Raw genomic sequence first — 17,451 nt, forward strand, 5'->3', positions numbered from 1 at the left:
CTCTAGTCTTTGAGGGCGCGGAGTTTTTGCTGCGCCTCTTGAAGGGCATTCATGGTCGCCCGGTACTCCTCGGCGTCACGCTCGGGGGTGAGCCTACCGAGTTTGCGACGCAGCTCGGAAATGTCGTGCGTGAAGCTCAACTGCTGTAGTCGGCGTATGAGCGCGGGCCCCAGACGGTTCAGTTGCTGCTCGTCGCGCGCGGGAAGCGGGTAGGAGGCAAGGTCGCCGATGAGCGGGCGCAAGGAATCGCCTGCAATTTCCATGACCGCTTCGACAAACGCGCGCACGCTCACGTTCTTGTGCGCCGCTTCCTCGAAGAGGCCGGTCGCAATCATGCAGTCCCACACGCTCTGCAGGGTCACCGTGCGAAATGGCTCGTCGGGCAGCGCATGCACATCCTCGATACTAACGCATGAGGGCGCTTGAAGCAGGAGGGACAGTGCCTGCACTTCGGCCGTCTCGATCGGGTCGTGCGTCTGCGTTATATCTCGCAGGCGGATGGGCGACAGGAGGGGTTCGGCATCGGTGGGTGCGTGGGTGGCGTCGGAACCGCCCGCGCCGGGGCTCTCCGGGGGGTGTTCCGACGCTTGCTGCGCGATCCTGCGCTGCTCATATACCGCCTTGCCGGCGTCCTGAACCGCCCGTTGAACGGTTCGTTCGTCGAGGCCGAGCCACCCGGAGAGCCTGCGCGCGTATTCGGGGCGAAGCGCGTGATCTCTGATCTGTGCAACGACAGGGGCGGCCATTCGCAGGCCGGCGATCTGGCCTTCGGCGGTGTCGAGGTCGACGGAACGCAGCGCTGCTCGAATAGCGAACTCGAACATGGGAATGCGGGCAGCAATGACGTCTTTGAGCGCTTCCTCACCGCGCTTGACGCGAATGTCGCACGGGTCCATCCCCTGGGGATCGACGGCGACATACGTTTGGGCAACGAAGCGTTGGTCTTCGCGGAATGCTTTGAGAGCCGCGTTTTGCCCCGCTTCGTCGCCATCGAACGTGAAGATGACTTCTCCCCCGGCCCCCGCGAACGTTCCGCTACCGCTGGCAAGGCTCAGCGAGCTGAGCGCAGAAGTGTCGCCCATAATCCGGCGCACGAGGGTAACGTGCTCGGAGCCGAAGGCGGTTCCGCACGAGGCGACGGCGGTGTCAATACCGGCTGCGTGGGCTGCCATCACGTCGGTGTAGCCCTCCATGACGACCACCTGGCGTTTCGAGGAAATGTTTTTGCGCGCAAGGTCGAGACCGTAGAGAACCTGCGATTTCTTGTAGATGGGGGTCTCGGGTGTGTTGAGGTACTTCGGGCCCTTGTCGTCGTCAAAAAGGCGCCGCGCTCCAAAGCCGATCGTCTTGCCCGTCACATCCCGAATCGGCCACACGAGGCGGCCGCGGAATCGGTCGTACACGCCGCGCTGCCCCTCAGAAACAAGCCCGCTCAGTGTCAGTTCCTTTTCCGTAAATCCGCGCCCACGCAAATGCTTCGCGAGATTGTCCCAGCCCTGAGGAGCGAAGCCGATGCCAAAGTGCGCGGCGGCGCGAGGGCCAAAGTCACGTTCAGCGAGGAACCTGCGGCCGATCTCCGCCTCGGGGCTCGTCAGATGTTCACGGAAGAACGCCTCCGCGACCTCGTGCGCGGCGAGCAAACGCTGTCGGGTGCCGAAATCCGTGCGCGGCCCGGAATCGCGATCAGCGCGGGAAGAGGATTCTTCATATCGCAAATGGATACCGTAGCGCGACGCCAAGTATTCGACTGCTTCGGTGAAGCTCATGTGGTTGATTTTTTGGACGAATTCGATCACGTCTCCGCCCTCGCCGCAGCCGAAGCAGTGGTAGCGGCCGATCGCGGGGCGGATGTTGAACGAGGGCGTTTTTTCGTCGTGGAAAGGGCACAGGCCCTTCATCGAACCTAGGCCCGCGCTCCTGAGGGAGACGTGCTCGGAGACGATCTCTTCGAGGTTCGCGCGCTCGCGCACAGCCACGATGTCCTCGCGTTTGATGAGGCCTTTCACGCGCACCTTCCTCGCTCAGTTAAACGGGATTTCCGGGCCGAACCCGGGAAGTGGCACATCGCCCGCCAATGCATCCGAGTAGGCGCCAGAGAAGAACTCGGAGTGCAGTCGCACTGCGGAGACATCGGTGAGCGACGCGATCTGATCCACGATAACTCGCTCGCGCTCCTGAAGCGTGTTCGCCCGCTCGTACAGCACGGTAAAGATGGGATCCAGGTGCGCCGCTCCCGTGCGGCGAAAGAGCGCAAAGAGATCCGTAAGGATCTGCTCCTGGAGGGCATACACGCCCTGCTGAGCCCTGCTCGACATGACGTATGCGGCCGCGAGACCTTTGAGAACGCAGATCTCTCGCTCGGTGTCCTCGGGAATCACGACGCTTCCTTCGAAGCGTGCGAGTGCGTGCTGCCCGTGTGCCTGACGAGTCGCCTCGACAACCGATCCCACGAAGCGACCGATGAGCTGAGAGCACATGTCCTTCAATGCCGCCGCGGAGAACGGATCGCCCGAATGCTCCCACTGCCACACCGTTTCGTTTTCGAGCCGCGTGAGGGCGACATCAAGGTCACTAATTTCGAGATGCGGGGTGTACCAGTCCTGGACAACATAGAGCGCAGCTTCGCGCTCTTGCGGGTCTTTCAGTGCGCGCAGCGTGATGGTTCCGCCCGTTATCGCGTCCTCGATATCGTGCACCGAATAGGCGATATCGTCAGCAATATCCATGACCTGTGCCTCGAGGCACTTACGGTGCTCGGGCGCGCCTTCGCGCGCCCACTCATACACGGGCAGATCATCCTCATAGACCCCGAACTTAGGCGAGTTGGGATTCGGCCCTTCACCGCGCCGCCACGGGTATTTGATCGCTGCATCGAGCGCCGCCCGCGTGAGGTTGAGGCCGTAGCTCTTTTCGCCACCAAGGACCTTCGGTTCGAGCCTCGCGAGCAGGCGAAGTGTTTGAGCGTTCCCCTCAAATCCGCCGATGTCACGCGCGAGTTCATTGAGCACCCGCTCGCCGTTGTGCCCAAACGGCGGGTGCCCCAGGTCGTGTGAGAGGCACGCGGCGTCCACGATATCGGGGTCGCAGCCAAGTTCATGGGCGATATCGCGGCCCACTTGTGCGACCTCGAGCGAGTGGGTCAGCCGGGTGCGGGAAAAATCGTTCGAGCCAGCCCCGAGCACCTGGGTCTTTGCACCGAGGCGCCTGAGCGCCGACGAGTGCAGCACTCGCGCGCGATCGCGTTGAAACGGCGTGCGTGCCTGGGACTTCGGTGGCTCCGCGAAAAAACGCTCAATGTCGCGCGAATGGTACGGGGCAGGAATGTGTGGTGGCACGTCTCAACCTCCCGAGACGGAAAGTTCCGCCTCGTGCAAACGAGCGCGGTGCTCTTCTGAGATCTCGCGCGAATCGAGCCAGCCGTCGGGCATGTGGGTGCGTTTCGGGTGCCCTGCCCGCCCGCGGGGGCCTTCAACCGGCTCACCCGGGTACGGTGCGTCCCAGTCGAGACCAGCAAGCTTCTCCTTGAGGTCCTCGAGCGATTCCATGGTCGCAAGGGCGTGCCGTGCTTTGCCACCCACCGGGTATCCCTTGAAGTACCAGCCGACATGCTTGCGCAGGTCACGCACGCCTCGGCCTTCGTCCTCAAAGAACTCGATCAGAAGTTCGGCGTGGCGAATGAGCACCTGGGCAACCTCCCCGAGTGTCGGTTTCACTCGATCAGGTTTGCCGGCGAATCCCGCGGCAAGATCGGCGAAGAGCCACGGCCGCCCCTGGCAGCCTCGGCCGACGACCACGCCGTCACACCCCGTCTGCTCGACCATACGCAAAGCGTCTTCAGCGCTCCAGATATCCCCGTTTCCGAGCACCGGAATGCTCGTGACCGCTTGCTTCAACTCCGCGATCGCGTCCCACCTAGCATGCCCCGAATAGTGCTGATTGGCCGTGCGCCCGTGGAGCGCGATCGCCGCAGCACCGGCCTCTTCCGCGATGCGTCCCGCGTCGAGATAGGTGAGGTGCGAGTCATCGACTCCCATCCGGGTCTTGACCGTCACGGGGACGTCCTCGGCGGCCTTCACGGCCTCGGTCACGATACGGGTGAACAGTTCCGTCTTCCACGGAAGCACCGCACCGCCGCCCTTGCGGGTGACCTTAGGAACGGGGCAACCGAAATTGAGGTCGATGTGGTCAACGAGATCAAGCTCGCGCAGCACGCGAATCGAAGCGGCGATGGTCGCGGGATCAACGCCGTATAGCTGAACCGAGCGAGGCGTCTCCCGCTCCCCCATCGTCACGAGACGCATTGTTTCCGGGTGGCGTTCGACGATCGCGCGGCTCGTCACCATTTCGGAGACGAAAAACCCACCGTCGTTTTCCGAGTGAAGCGCGCCGAACTCGCGGCACAGGAGACGAAACGGCATGTTCGTCACGCCCGCCATCGGGGCGAGAACCACGGGAGTGTCGCTCGTGTGAGGACCAATCGTGAGGGAACGGCTCATGCGCGAAAGCGGCTCCCTAGCATCCCGCAAGGCGCTCGGCGAGGTAGCCCTTGATCTGGGTGAGGGCTACGCGCTCTTGCGCCATGGTGTCTCGATCGCGCACGGTCACGGCCTGATCGTCGAGCGTGTCGAAGTCGACCGTGACACAGTAAGGCGTGCCAATTTCATCCTGGCGACGGTAGCGTCGACCGATCGCACCAGAGAGGTCCATCTCGATGTTCCACAGCCCGCGAAGCTCCGAGGCAAGGTTGTGCGCGGTGGGCTGAAGGTCCTCACTCTTGGATAGCGGAAGCACGGCGACCTTGACTGGCGCGATGCGCGGATCAAGTTTGAGAACGGTGCGCTTATCGACTCCGCCCTTGGTGTTGGGAGCCTCGTCTTCTTCGTAGGCGTCAATAAGGAACGCCATCATCGAACGCGTAAGGCCAAACGACGGCTCGATGACGTAGGGGGTGTAGCGTTCGCCGCTTGCCTGGTCGAAGTACTGCATCTTCGTGCCCGAAGCTTCCGTGTGGCTTGCGAGGTCGAAGTCAGTACGGTTAGCGACGCCCATGAGTTCGCCCCATTCGCTGCCCTGGAAACCAAAGCGGTACTCGAGGTCGATGGTGGCATCCGAATAGTGGGCACGCTCCTCTTCCGGAACATCAAAGCGACGGATGTTTTCGGGTTTGATACCGAGATCGAAAAACCATTTCTCGCATGCCTCGACCCACTCGTCGAAAAATTCGCCGGCACGCTCGGGCTGGGTGAAGAACTCGATCTCCATCTGTTCGAATTCGCGGGTGCGGAAAATGAAGTTGCCCGGAGTGATCTCGTTGCGGAAGGACTTGCCGACCTGGCCGATGCCGAAAGGCGGCTTCACGCGCGCAGCGGTGACGACGTTGAGGAAGTTGACGAAAATGCCCTGCGCTGTTTCGGGGCGGAGGTAGTGCAGGCCTTCCTCGTTATCGACTGCGCCGAGGTAGGTCTTCATGAGGCCCGAGAACTGCTGGGGCTCGGTGTACTCGCCCTTGGTGCCACAGTTCGGGCATGGGATCTCGCTCATGCCCTCGGCTTTACGCCCCTTGCGTTCCTCGAACTCTTCCACGAGGTGATCCTCGCGGAAGCGGTTGTGGCAGCTGCGGCATTCGATGAGCGGGTCCGTGAAGGTCTTGACGTGCCCCGAGGCCTCCCATACGCGAGTAGGCAGGATGATCGAGGAGTCGAGGCCCACCATGTCGGCGCGCGAAGTCACGAACGTGCGCCACCACTGGCGTTTGATGTTCTCCTTGAGCTCAACCCCGAGGGGGCCGTAGTCCCACGCCGAACGCGTGCCGCCGTAAATGTCGCCGGCGGGGAACACGAATCCGCGCTTCTTCGCGAGGGCGATGACGTTATCGAGCTTCGACGGTTGGGGCTTCGCCACGAGATCTCCTTGGAACGATGGGCACGCATGACTTGCGTGCTTTGTTCCACCCTAACCAGAAACCGCCGAAAGGTTGATCCTTCTTGCACGCGGGTAGGTGAAGATTTGCCGCACACCACAACAATCATTGATAATAGTTCTCATGAATGATTCACGCTCACTTTCAGGCATGTCTTCCCCCATTTCTCGCCGCGCGTTCACGCTCGGCGGCGGGCTTTCGCTCGCGGCACTTCTTGCCGGGTGTGGCGGCACGTCGGGTGGCGCAAAGGGGTCCGACGCCTCCTCGGGTTCCGGCGATGTTTCGGTCATGATCACCTGCTACCCCACCCAGTACCTCGCCGAGAAGATTGGCGGAAAGCACGTCTCAATCATCAACCCGGTGAAGCCGGGCATCGACCCTCACGGCCTCGAGCTCTCGGTGCAGCAGGTTGCGCAAATGGCCGATGCTGACCTCGTGGTGCAGATCGAGCACTACCAAACAGCCGTCGACGATGCCATCAAGGCTCACAAGCCGAAGAAGCTTCTGAACCTCAACGAGTTTGTGGACATTCTGCCCGCAAGCGGTGAGGAGCACGAGCACGAACACGGCGATGAGCATGCTCACGAGCATGAACACGAACACGATCACGAGCATGAGGCGAGTGACGGCGGCGGCGAGCACGAACACGAACACGAACACGAACACGATGAGCACTCTGACGAGCATGATCACGAGCACGGTGGCCACGAACATCATCACGATCACGGCGGCATCGACCCGCACTTTTGGCAGGACCCGCACCGCATGATCAAGGCGGCAAAGGTACTCGCCGACACTCTCTCCGAGATCGACGCAGATCACGCCAAGGACTACGCGAAGAACTACGAATCGCTCGAAAAGGAGCTCACGAAACTCGACGAAGAACTCCACGAAAAGTACGACTCCGTGACGCGAGAGAAGGCTTTTATCACGAGCCACACCGCGTTCGCCTACCTCGCAAAGACCTACGACCTTCATCAAATCGGCATCGCGGGCATTGACCCTGAAAACGAGCCCTCGACCGAACGTCTGCTCGAGCTCGCTGATCTCGTCAAGAAGGAGAAGCTGACGACCGTCTTCTTCGAGACCTCGGCGACCCCCGCCGTCGCTGAGGCGCTCGCGAGCCGCACGGGCGCGAAGGCGGAGGAACTTGACAATCTTGAGACGCAGCTCGATGAGAAGAAAGATTATGCTCAGGTCATGCGAGACAACGCCGACAAACTCGTTGCTTCCTGGCAGTGAGTAGCGCCACCACTCACGACGCCGCCGCGTTTAAGGTTCGACATGTGAGCCTCAAACGCGGCGGCAACGTCGTCCTCAAGGACGTCACAGCCCGCATTAACGAGGGCGAAGTAGTCGCGATTCTCGGGCCGAACGGCTCGGGTAAGTCGACGCTACTCAAGGCCATGATCGGGGTGCTGCCCCTTTCGGGTGGAAGCGCCCAGATCCTCGGGCGCCCCTCGACTACGCGGGGTGTGCACGACGCGATCGGATACGTGCCACAAATGGCCGCGTTCAGCGGAAATATTGCGGCAAGCGCGTACGAGACGACCGCGAGCGGCCTGCTCACGAGCACGCGACTGTTCACCCGGGCACCGAAGCACAAGGTCCAGCGTGCCCTCGAATTCGTGGGGCTCGGTGCACTTTCGAGCCGCGCCGTCACGGAAATGTCCGGTGGTCAGCGTCAGCGCGTCATGATCGCTCGCGCTCTCGTGCGGGAGCCACGCATTCTTGTCCTCGACGAGCCCTTTACCGGGGTTGATGCCGCGACTCAAGAGAACATCTCTCAGCTCATCGGCAAGCTCCACGAGCGTGGGACGACTGTCGTTGTCGTGCTCCATGATCTCGACCCGCTGCGCGACCTCATTACGCGCGCAATCGTGATGGAGGAAGGTCGAATTGTTCACGACGGCCCACTCCCCCACGACGATCCGCATGCGGATGCAAGCGAGAGCGAGGACGGAAAGCACCACGTGAACGAGACCATCGACCAGTGCCTAGGGAACGAGATTCACCCGTGAGCCCCCTCGACCTTCTTCTCTCGCCGATCGTCCGCTACCCCCTCATCATCGCGGTACTAGTGGGGCTGACAGCGCCCGTCGTGGGCACCTACCTCGTGCAAAAGCGGCTTTCGCTTCTCGGCGACGGGCTTGGCCACGTCGCGCTCACGGGTGTGGCAATCGGGTGGCTTGCTAGCTCGATCTTCCAGCTTTCCAGTAGCGATGCGCTCGCGATCCCGGGAGCGCTTGCCGCGAGTGTCATAGGTGCCGTGCTCATCGAGTATGTGCGCGAAGTCGGCCATACGAGCCGCGACACAGCCCTCGCGATACTCTTTTACGGCGGCATCGCCGGCGGAGTCGTGATCATTCAACTTGCTGGGGGCACGTCGCAGAGCCTCATGGCATATCTCTTCGGGTCACTCGCGACGGTCACGCACTCCGATCTGTGGGTTGCGCTCGCTCTTGCACTCGTCATTCTTCTCGTCGGCGTCGGCGCGCGCCCACTTCTGTTCGCCGTCACGAGCGATGAGGAGCACGCGCGAGCGATCGGTCTTCCCGTACGTGCCGTGAACGTGTTGATCGCCATTATGGCTGCGCTCACCGTGACCCTCGCGATGAGAATCGTCGGTGCCCTGATGGTGTCCGCTCTCATGATTGTGCCGGTCGCGGCTGCGCAACAGGTCGTTCGCGGATTCACGCGCACGATGCGCGTGAGTATGCTTCTTGGCGTCGTCTGTGCCGTCAGCGGGCTTCTACTGACCGTGTACGTGGATCTTCCGCCTGGTGGCGTGATCGTGCTGATTGCGATTGGGTTCTATATCCTGGGAGTTCTCGCGCAGGCAAGTATTGGCCGCGCGAGAATCTCGCACGAACCGAAGGGCACGTGATTGTCGTGGCAAAACCACTCCGCACCACTAAACAGCGCACCGCGATTTTGGGCGCGCTCGAATCAGCACAGGATTTCATGACGGCACAGCAGCTGCACGATCTTTTGCGAGCCGACGGAGAGTCGGTGGGGCTCGCAACCGTGTACCGGAACATGCAGCCGCTCGTCGACGCTGGTCTCGTGGACGTCATCATCACCGATTCGGGCGAAGCAATCTATCGTCAGTGCACGACGGAATCACACCACCATCACCTCGTGTGCCGCACATGCGGCAAGACCATCGAGTTCCTTCCGCCCGAGCTTGAAGGGTGGGCGAATAAGGTCGCTGAGGAGAATGGCTTCACCCAGATCGAGCACACGCTCGAAATCTTTGGTCTATGCCCCGATTGCTCGGCATCGTCCGCGGCGAAGTAGGCGTCTCCTGCTCGAATGCTCGATTGGATTAACTCCCTTCCTCTTCTGCCCGCGATCGCTTTCCTCATGGTCGTGATCTACTGCCGCGCCGGGGGCACGTACCTCCTGGGAAGGCTCGCCTACACACTCGCGGACCGCGGCCGATTCCACGCGATCCTCACGAGCCCGCGAGTTGAAAACGCCGCAGAAAAAGTCAACAAATGGGGCGCGCCGATCGTCGCACTCAGCTTCCTCACCATCGGCTTCCAAACGGCCGCCAACCTCGCGGCGGGAGTAACACGCATGCCACTTGCTCGTTACCTCCCGGCCCTCCTCATCGGCGGGTTTGCGTGGGCCGTTATCTACGCAACCGTAGGTCTTGCCGCATTTGCCCTGTGGTGGAGGGTGGCCCTCAGCAATCCCTACGTGGCGGCAGCGATGGCGGTGGCAGCCGTCGGACTGCTGACCGCCTACATTCTTCGCAAACGCGCCGAGAGAAACCGCGCCACGAGAAAGCTGGCGCGCGAACGCGTCGTGACGGGCGAACGTGCCCCGCTGCTCCCCGAGATGGGAAGCGGCAAAGCCGAGCGCGACAGCTAGCGCGCCCTATTCGCCGAACCCTTCGGACGTCGCAACCTTGTCTATCGCCCCGCCGAATCGACGGTCGCGTTTGGCGTAGTCGAGAATGGCGCGCCAGAGGGTTCGCCTATCGACGTCCGGCCACAGCTCGGGAACGAAGAGCATCTCGGCGTAGGCGGCCTCCCACAGGAGGAAGTTCGAGGTGCGTTGCTCGCCCGAGGTGCGAATGAACAAATCGACGTCGGGCATGTCGGGGTCGTAGAGGTGGGCACGAATCGTCTTCTCGTTGATGCGCGACGGCGAAAGCTTGCCGTTCTTGACCTTTGTCGCGATCTCACGGACCGCATCCGTGAGCTCCGCCTGACCGCCATAGTTGACACACATATACAGCGTGAGCCCCGTGTTGTGCTTCGTGAGTTCTTCCGCTTCACGCAGCTCTTTGATCACGCTAGGCCACAGCCGTTTTGCCTGGCCGATCCACTTGATGCGCACTCCCCACGAGTGGAGCGTGTTTCGCTGTCGCCGCAAGACGCTCCGCGAAAAGCCCATGAGAAAACGGACTTCGCTCGGGGAGCGCGACCAGTTTTCCGTCGAAAACGCGTAGGCGCTCAGGTGCGTCACGTTCGCCTGGATCGCCCCGGCAACAACGTCAAGGAGAGCCGCCTCGCCCGCTGCATGCCCCTCTGTGCGAGGCAAACCCCGCTTATTAGCCCAGCGTCCGTTGCCGTCCATGACGACAGCGACGTGTTTCGGGATGAAGCGTTCCTCGAGAACCGGGGCCTTCTCCCCCGAGGGGTGTTCGGGCGGGTTCACGTAGCTGGCTTTCACGCGTTCTCCTTTAGCGCCGGCGCGCTTTCGATGAATCGATCCACCAATTCTAGGGCAGCAAGCGGCCGCTCAAGGTGATAGGAAAGAATACGCGCGATGAGACGGCCCGCTTCTGCCTGCGCAGCAGGGTCGGTTGCGAGGGCCTCGTCCCAGTCTCCCGCGAGTAAAAAGATCATATGTTCGGTCACGCTCGGTCGCGCTGCCACGGCGCCGGGGCGCCGGCATTCTCGGCACACGACGCCACCTTGGCTCACATCGAATGCCTGGTGCGGCCCTTCTGCCCCGCACACAGCGCAGTTGCGAAGCTCCGGGCGCCAACCCGCCATCGCAATGCTCCTCAGCAAAAAGGCATCAAGGACGAGCACGGGCGGCCGCCCGGAATTCACGAGCACGTGCAGTGCCCCAACGAGCATCATGTAGTGCGCGCTCGTAGGGTCGAATCCTTCGTTCGTGAGTCTCTCCACGAGCTCGCCCATAGCCGCCGCTGCCGTGTAGCGCGCGTAGTCGCCAGCGATCTGCTCGGCGTAAGCGGTGATCGTCACGACCTGCGAAACGGTATCGAGGGAGCGTCCCCGATGGCACTGCACGTCGACGCGCTGGAAAGGCTCGAGCCGAGCGCCAAAACGGGAGGACGTTTTCCGCACTCCCTTCGCGACCGCGCGGATCTTCCCGTGGTTTTTCGAATAGAGCGTGACGATGCGATCGGCCTCCCCCAAGTCTTGGGTTCGGAGGACGATCGCATCGTCGCGGTACAGCCTCGATGCCACCTGCGAGCGGCCCTAAAGAATCCCCGCGCGTGCGGCACGATTGAGCGCCGAAATTAGCGCCTGAAGTGAGGCCCTGGTAATCGAGCCGTCGATACCCACGCCCCAATAGATTGACTCGCCAATCTCAGCCTCGATGTACGCTGCGGCGAGCGAGTCATCACCCTCGCTCAGAGCGTGCTCGGCGTAGTCAAGAATCCGTACCTTGACCCCGCGCGAGGCGAGCGCCTTCACAAATGCATCAAGCGGGCCGTTACCGAGGCCCTCGATCGTGCTCTCGTGATCCTCGACGCGAAGCTGCACAGCAATTCTGTCTGTCCCTTCGCCCTCAGAGTGCTGGGTGAGCCCCCTGAAGCCGTAGCGTCCCCAGCGCTTGGACGCATCGGGGTTGGGAAGGTACTCGTCGACGAACGCCTCCCACAGCTGGGCTGGAGTCACTTCACCACCGGCAGTGTCGGTGCGGCGTTGCACGATGGTCGAAAACTCGATCTGCAGGCGGCGAGGAAGATCGAGTCCGTGCTCGGTGCGCAGGAGGTACGCCATGCCACCCTTGCCGGACTGCGAATTCACCCGGATAACCGCCTCGTAGCTGCGGCCGATGTCCTTGGGATCAACGGGCAAGTAGGGTACGCGCCACGTCGCCTCGCTCACCTCGACACCCGCGCGCTGCGCATCGGTGTCCATGCGCTCAAGGCCCTTCTTGATCGCATCCTGGTGCGAACCCGAAAAAGCGGTAAACACAAGGTCGCCGCCGTACGGATGACGCTCATGGACCCCGATTTGATTGCAGTGTTCGACCGTACGGCGAATCTCCGGCACATTCGACAAGTCGAGTTGAGGATCAACGCCCTGCGTCGCAAGATTGAGGCCGAGCGTCACGAGATCAACGTTGCCCGTTCGCTCCCCATTGCCGAACAAACACCCCTCGATGCGGTCCGCCCCCGCGAGGTAACCGAGCTCGGCCGCCGCCACCCCCGTGCCGCGGTCATTGTGGGGATGAAGCGAAAGCACGACGCTCTCGCGTGCGTGCAAATGGCGATCCATCCATTCGACGGAATCCGCGTACACATTTGGGGTCGCCATCTCGACCGTCGCCGGAAGATTGATAATGATCTTCTTCTCGGGGGTCGGTTTGATGATGTCGATGACCGCGTTGCACACGCGTGCCGCGTACTCGAGCTCCGTGCCGGTGAATGACTCGGGCGAGTATTCGTAGGTGATGTCGCAGCCATCGAGCGACTCCTCGTATTTCTTCGCGAGCAACGCCCCCTGCACGGCTATGTCGAGAACCTCGTCCTCGTTCGCGCGGAATACGACATCGCGCTGCACGATCGATGTCGAGTTGTAAAAATGCACGACTGCGCGCTTAGCGCCCTGGAGCGCCTCGTACGTGCGCTCAATCAGGTGCTCACGACACTGGACAAGCACCTGAATCGTCACGTCATCCGGAATGAGATCCTGCTCGATAAGGGTGCGGCAGAAGTCAAAGTCCGTTTGCGACGCCGAAGGAAACCCGATCTCGATCTCCTTGAATCCCATCCCCACGAGAAGGTTGAACATTCTGAGCTTCCGCTCGGTGTTCATGGGGTCGATGAGTGCCTGGTTACCATCGCGAAGATCCACCGCACACCAGCGCGGCGCACGGGTAATCACGCGGTTTGGCCACTCGCGCCCCTCAAGCGTGAAGGGAATCTGCTCGTGAAACGGGAGATACCGCTCGACTGGCATACCAGAGGGCACCTGGGGCGCATCCCCATGCTGGCCGAGAACTGGCGTGCGCGGATCTTCGGTTGCGGCAACAATACGAGCGTCTCGGTTCATGGCCGTCACCTTACACCTGGGGCAAGCAATGCGAGAGCGGCAACCGTCGGACACTCGAAATGTGAGACGGAGCCGATCCAAAAACTAGAAGCCCAGGCGACCGAGCTGCTTGGGGTCCCGCTGCCAATCCTTGGCGACCTTCACCCGAATATCGAGATGGACCGGGCGACCCATGAGATCCCTGATGCCACGACGCGCCCGCGTACCGACCTGCTTGAGACGCTTACCGCCCCTGCCGATCACGATTCCCTTTTGGGAGTCGCGTTCAACGAAGAGCGAAACGCGCACCACGAGCCTGCCTTCGCCGGGCGCTACCTCCGCGAACGGATCACCATCGAGCGACTCCTCCACGATCTCCTCGACCACAACGGCGAGGGAATGCGGGAGTTCATCGCGCACACCCTCGAGCGCAGCCTCGCGCACGAGCTCCGCGATACGGTCGCTCACGCTCTCCTCCGTGAGTTGATCATCCGGGTAGAGCGCTGGGCCCTCGGGAAGATGCGAGGCAATGACGTCCATGAGCACGTCGATCTGCTCACCCTCAAGCGCGGAGATGGGAACGATGTCTTCAGCCTTGACAAAACGCTCAACCTCCATGAGGTGAGCGGCGAGCTCGTCGCGGCTCACGAGATCCACCTTCGTCACGATCGCCACGATCGCCGGGCTCCGACGGTTGCCACGCAACTGTCGAAGGTCCTCCGCGATAAAGCGATCGCCAGGCCCGATCTTCTGGTCAGCCGGAAGACAAAAGCCCACGACATCAACCTCGGCCAGGGTTTCGCGCACGAGATCGTTGAGGCGCTTACCAAGGAGGGTGCGGGGGCGATGAACGCCCGGGGTATCGACGATGATGATCTGGTCGTGTTCGCGGCTGACGATCCCTCGAATGGCTCGCCTCGTCGTTTGAGGTTTCGAGCTCGTAATCGCGACCTTGTCCCCCACCATCGCATTCGTGAGCGTCGATTTGCCGACGTTGGGCCTGCCGACGAGAGCGACGAAGCCACTTCGATGCACGGTTTCCACTTTTGCTCTCCTAATCGTCGCTCTCGTGCGACTCGTCACCGGTATCGCGCGGGGCGCGACTGACGAGAATTGCCGAGACCTGCTTGCGTCTGCCACTCGTGCGATCCGCTTCCATGTGTAAACCGTGGGCAGTGCCCTCGGCGCCCACGATCGGCACCCTTCCGATGGTCTTCGCGAGGAGACCACCGATCGTGTCAACATCGTCGTCTTCGATCTCGAGATCGAACAGCTCGCCGACCTCGACGATGGTCATGCGCGCGGGAACGCGGTATTCGCCTTCGGCGACCTTCTCGGCCTCTTGCTCGCGGCGGTCGTGCTCGTCGGCAATCTCCCCCACGATCTCTTCGAGGATGTCCTCAATCGTGACGATGCCGGCAACACCACCGTATTCGTCAACGGGGATACCAACGTGCACGCGAGAGGTACGCATGGCTTCCATGACGCGATCGGCAGTGAGGAACTCCGGGTAGAACTTCACGGGCCTCATGATCTCTGTGACGGGCCGATCGCCGCCGGGATCCCACGGCGAATGAATCGCACGCATCACATCCTTGAAGTACAGCATGCCGAGCAGGTCGTCGACGCCCTCTTCGCCGATGACGGGAATTCGGCTGTACCCCGAGCGTACGAACAGGCGCATGGCCTTGTTCGCGGTCGCGTCCGCGTCGATCGTCACCATGTCGGTGCGGGGCACCATGACCTCGCGGATCATCGTGTCGTCAAGATCAAACACACCCTTGATCATGTTGCGCTCGTCGTCTTCGAGCGCTTCCGTTTCACTCGCGCGATCCACGAAGTGGCGAAGCTCCTCCTCCGTCGCGAATGGTCCCCCCGCGACCTTTCCTCCGGGCGTGAAGGCGTTCGAGATGTGGATGAGGACCTTCGCAGGAAGGGCGAGGACGACCCGGGCGAAACGGACAAGCGGCGAAAGAGCCGAGATCGTTTTCTCTGGGGCACGCCTGCCTAGCGTGCGGGGCGACACGGAGGCTCCCATGAACGACACGAGGAAGGTCACCGTAATCGCGAGGAGGAGTGGTAGCCACAGGCCCTCGAGCCGTTCGAACATGAATGCTGTGATGACAACCGCGTAGGTCGTTTCGGCAAGAACGCGCCCGAGCGCGATGGTTGCGAACGTCGTGTGGGTGTCGTCGTGCATCGTGAGGATGCGGTCCCGCTTCTTTTCTTCGTCTTCAAAGTAGCGCTCGATACTGTGGCGCGAAAGCGTGCTGAGCGCGGCGTCAGCAGCCGAGAAACACACCGCGAGGACGATCGCGACGATAGCGAGTGGAACGAGAAAAGCGATGGCACTCATGCGTCGGGGCCGCCGGTATCGCAGATGCCCACGCGAGAGCCACGGCCAGCGAGAAACGTCAACAGGAGCTTGCGCTGGAGCGTGAACATCACACGCTCTTCCTCGGGCTCGACGTGGTCGTAGCCGAGCAGGTGAAGGATGCCGTGAGTGAGCAGAAGAAGCATTTCTTCTTCAGAGCTGTGGCCGGCAATACGGGCTTGCTGCGCGGCGACGGTGGGGCAGATGACGATGTCCCCGAGGAGGCCCTCGGGGGCGAGCTCCCCTTCGCGTCCTTCGCGAAGTTCGTCCATGGGGAAGCTCATGACGTCGGTGGGCCCCTCGAGGTCCATCCATTCCTCGTGGAGTTCACTCATGGCCTTCTCGTCCACAAACGTGATCGACAGTTCGGTGGCCGGGTGCAAGAACATAGCGTCGAATACGTAGCGGGCGAGATCAACGAACTCGCGGGCATCGATCTTGGCGGTCGTTTCGTTGTTGACTTCGATGCTCATCGCTTCCCCTTTTTCTTCGGTGAGAACTCGGAAAGATCCCAACGCGCGTAGGCGTCGACGATGTCGCTGACGAGTCGGTGGCGCACGACATCCTTGGAGCTCAAGTGGCAAAAGGCAATGTCGTCGACCTTACCGAGGATGCGTTCGACGACTTTGAGGCCGCTGCTGGTGCCTCCGGGAAGATCCACCTGGGTCGCATCGCCCGTGATCACCATGGTCGAGTTGAAACCCAAGCGGGTCAGGAACATCTTCATCTGCTCGGGTGTCGTGTTTTGCGCCTCGTCGAGGATGATGAAGGCATCGTTGAGCGTACGCCCGCGCATGTATGCGAGCGGCGCAACTTCGATCGTTCCCGCCCCCATGAGCCGCGGGATGGACTCGGGGTCGAGCATGTCGTGTAGCGCGTCGTAGAGCGGGCGCAAGTAGGGGTCGATCTTCTCGTTGAGCGTGCCCGGGAGAAATCCGAGGCGCTCGCCTGCTTCGACCGCGGGGCGCGTAAGGATGATCCGGTTGATCTGCTTATCGAGAAGTGCACGCACGGCTTTCGCGACCGCGAGGTACGTTTTTCCGGTGCCTGCGGGGCCGATGCCGAACACGATCGTGTTCTCATCGATAGCGTCCACGTACTCTTTCTGGCCGATCGTCTTCGGCCTAATCGTGCGCCCTCGTGCGGAGAGAACTGATTGACTGAGGATCGCCGACACGTGCTGGTCACGTCGCCGATCATCGCCGTAGAGTTCTGCGGCGCGGTGGACGGCTTCGCCCGTCACGGTTTCGCCGCTTGCGGCGATCTCAATGAGAGAGTTCATGATGGCGGCAGCGCGATCGAGAGAGCCTTCGGGGCCGCGCAGTGTGATCTGGTGTCCGCGCATCGACACGTCGATGTCGGGCATGATCTTCTCGATGACATTGAGTGCCTGATCATTCGCGCCGAGAACGGCGACGGGACGCAAGTGGTCGGGGATTGCGACGTAGCGTTCGAGGATTTCGGTGGTCTCCTGCACGGTTAGAAGAGGTCTCCTTCGGATTGGGCTTTACCGGCAAGAATGTGCCCGTGCACGTGGAAAACGCTTTGGCCAGCGCTTTCACCGGTATTGAAGAGGAAACGGAACTCGCCTCGGGCATGTTCCTTCGCGACCGCGCCCGCTGCCTTGACGACCGCGGCAAGCAGGTCCTTGTTGGCCGAGAGCTCCACGATGTTGGCGTAATGTTCCTTCGGCACGGCGAGCACGTGAACCGAAGCTTTCGGCTCAAGGTCTTTGAAGCACACGACGTCGGCGTCCTCGTAAACCTTGGTCGACGGGATCTCGCCGGCAACGATTTGGCAAAAGACACAATCTGGTGCGGTCGTGGTCATCGGTTCCTCCTCAGGGCTGCCGCCGCACGGTGCCGGGAATGGGCGCGTGGCGGCTCGTGTGTGCGCTGGTTCCACCA

17 protein-coding genes are annotated in these 17,451 nt (G+C 61.8%); 5 read left to right on the forward strand and 12 right to left on the reverse strand.

Annotated features, from left to right (window positions below):
- Positions 1–2: 2 nt before the first annotated feature.
- From dnaG to HMPREF3176_RS05260, 4 genes are read right to left on the reverse strand one after another with little or no spacing between them, the layout of a single operon-like run.
- Positions 3–2,006, reverse strand: a complete 2,004-nt coding sequence (dnaG, locus tag HMPREF3176_RS05245) for a DNA primase (RefSeq protein WP_070458693.1) — start codon at positions 2,004–2,006, stop codon at positions 3–5.
- A 15-nt stretch (positions 2,007–2,021) separates the two neighbouring features.
- Positions 2,022–3,335, reverse strand: a complete 1,314-nt coding sequence (locus HMPREF3176_RS05250; protein ID WP_034373020.1) for a deoxyguanosinetriphosphate triphosphohydrolase — start codon at positions 3,333–3,335, stop codon at positions 2,022–2,024.
- A 3-nt stretch (positions 3,336–3,338) separates the two neighbouring features.
- Positions 3,339–4,496 (reverse strand): tRNA dihydrouridine synthase DusB, encoded by a 1,158-nt coding sequence (gene dusB / locus HMPREF3176_RS05255; protein WP_016664476.1) that lies wholly within the window; start codon positions 4,494–4,496, stop codon positions 3,339–3,341.
- Positions 4,497–4,512: 16 nt separating this feature from the next.
- Complete coding sequence (locus tag HMPREF3176_RS05260) at positions 4,513–5,901, reverse strand: glycine--tRNA ligase (protein WP_070436019.1); 1,389 nt, start codon at positions 5,899–5,901, stop codon at positions 4,513–4,515.
- Positions 5,902–6,043: 142 nt separating this feature from the next.
- On the opposite strand from HMPREF3176_RS05260, the gene HMPREF3176_RS05265 reads away from it, so the two are divergent.
- Genes HMPREF3176_RS05265 through HMPREF3176_RS05285 form a run of 5 tightly spaced genes read left to right on the forward strand, consistent with a single transcriptional unit; the run spans position 6,044 to position 9,799 of the window.
- The gene (locus HMPREF3176_RS05265; protein WP_141742362.1) at positions 6,044–7,162 is read left to right on the forward strand and encodes a metal ABC transporter substrate-binding protein; all 1,119 of its coding nucleotides are present in this window, start codon (positions 6,044–6,046) and stop codon (positions 7,160–7,162) included.
- 44 nt (positions 7,163–7,206) lie between these two features.
- Positions 7,207–7,941, forward strand: coding sequence for a metal ABC transporter ATP-binding protein (locus HMPREF3176_RS05270; RefSeq protein ID WP_034373007.1), 735 nt, complete (start codon positions 7,207–7,209; stop codon positions 7,939–7,941).
- On the forward strand, positions 7,938–8,807 hold the full coding sequence (locus tag HMPREF3176_RS05275) for a metal ABC transporter permease (RefSeq protein WP_016664472.1): 870 nt from the start codon (positions 7,938–7,940) through the stop codon (positions 8,805–8,807). The genes HMPREF3176_RS05270 and HMPREF3176_RS05275 overlap by 4 nt, the downstream gene beginning before the upstream one ends.
- 5 nt (positions 8,808–8,812) lie before the next feature.
- Positions 8,813–9,220: a Fur family transcriptional regulator gene (locus HMPREF3176_RS05280; protein WP_269472711.1), complete on the forward strand. Its 408-nt coding sequence runs from the start codon at positions 8,813–8,815 to the stop codon at positions 9,218–9,220.
- Positions 9,221–9,235: 15 nt separating this feature from the next.
- Entirely contained in the window at positions 9,236–9,799 is a 564-nt protein-coding gene (locus tag HMPREF3176_RS05285) for a DedA family protein (RefSeq protein ID WP_070458697.1), read from the forward strand.
- A gap of 6 nt (positions 9,800–9,805) precedes the next feature.
- Here HMPREF3176_RS05285 and HMPREF3176_RS05290 read toward each other — a convergent pair whose 3' ends face one another.
- The 8 genes from HMPREF3176_RS05290 to HMPREF3176_RS05325 form a co-directional block, all read right to left on the reverse strand.
- Positions 9,806–10,606, reverse strand: a complete 801-nt coding sequence (locus HMPREF3176_RS05290; RefSeq protein WP_016664469.1) for an isoprenyl transferase — start codon at positions 10,604–10,606, stop codon at positions 9,806–9,808.
- Entirely contained in the window at positions 10,603–11,373 is a 771-nt protein-coding gene (recO, locus tag HMPREF3176_RS05295) for a DNA repair protein RecO (RefSeq protein WP_016664468.1), read from the reverse strand. The genes HMPREF3176_RS05290 and recO overlap by 4 nt, the downstream gene beginning before the upstream one ends.
- A gap of 12 nt (positions 11,374–11,385) precedes the next feature.
- Positions 11,386–13,098 (reverse strand): 2-isopropylmalate synthase, encoded by a 1,713-nt coding sequence (gene leuA / locus HMPREF3176_RS05300; RefSeq protein WP_070458862.1) that lies wholly within the window; start codon positions 13,096–13,098, stop codon positions 11,386–11,388.
- Between the two features lie 177 nt (positions 13,099–13,275).
- A complete protein-coding gene (era, locus tag HMPREF3176_RS05305) occupies positions 13,276–14,214 on the reverse strand; it encodes a GTPase Era (RefSeq protein WP_052126893.1) in 939 nt (312 codons plus the stop codon).
- A gap of 10 nt (positions 14,215–14,224) precedes the next feature.
- Positions 14,225–15,526: a hemolysin family protein gene (locus tag HMPREF3176_RS05310; RefSeq protein ID WP_016664465.1), complete on the reverse strand. Its 1,302-nt coding sequence runs from the start codon at positions 15,524–15,526 to the stop codon at positions 14,225–14,227.
- Positions 15,523–16,017, reverse strand: coding sequence for an rRNA maturation RNase YbeY (ybeY, locus tag HMPREF3176_RS05315; RefSeq protein ID WP_016664464.1), 495 nt, complete (start codon positions 16,015–16,017; stop codon positions 15,523–15,525). Before ybeY ends, HMPREF3176_RS05310 begins: the two co-directional genes overlap by 4 nt.
- Positions 16,014–17,021, reverse strand: coding sequence for a PhoH family protein (locus tag HMPREF3176_RS05320; RefSeq protein WP_016664463.1), 1,008 nt, complete (start codon positions 17,019–17,021; stop codon positions 16,014–16,016). The genes ybeY and HMPREF3176_RS05320 overlap by 4 nt, the downstream gene beginning before the upstream one ends.
- 2 nt (positions 17,022–17,023) lie before the next feature.
- Positions 17,024–17,374, reverse strand: coding sequence for an HIT domain-containing protein (locus tag HMPREF3176_RS05325; RefSeq protein ID WP_016664462.1), 351 nt, complete (start codon positions 17,372–17,374; stop codon positions 17,024–17,026).
- Between the last annotated feature and the right edge of the window lie 77 nt (positions 17,375–17,451).

It is taken from the genome of Dermabacter sp. HMSC08H10, from assembly GCF_001807585.1.
Taxonomy (GTDB): domain Bacteria; phylum Actinomycetota; class Actinomycetes; order Actinomycetales; family Dermabacteraceae; genus Dermabacter; species Dermabacter hominis.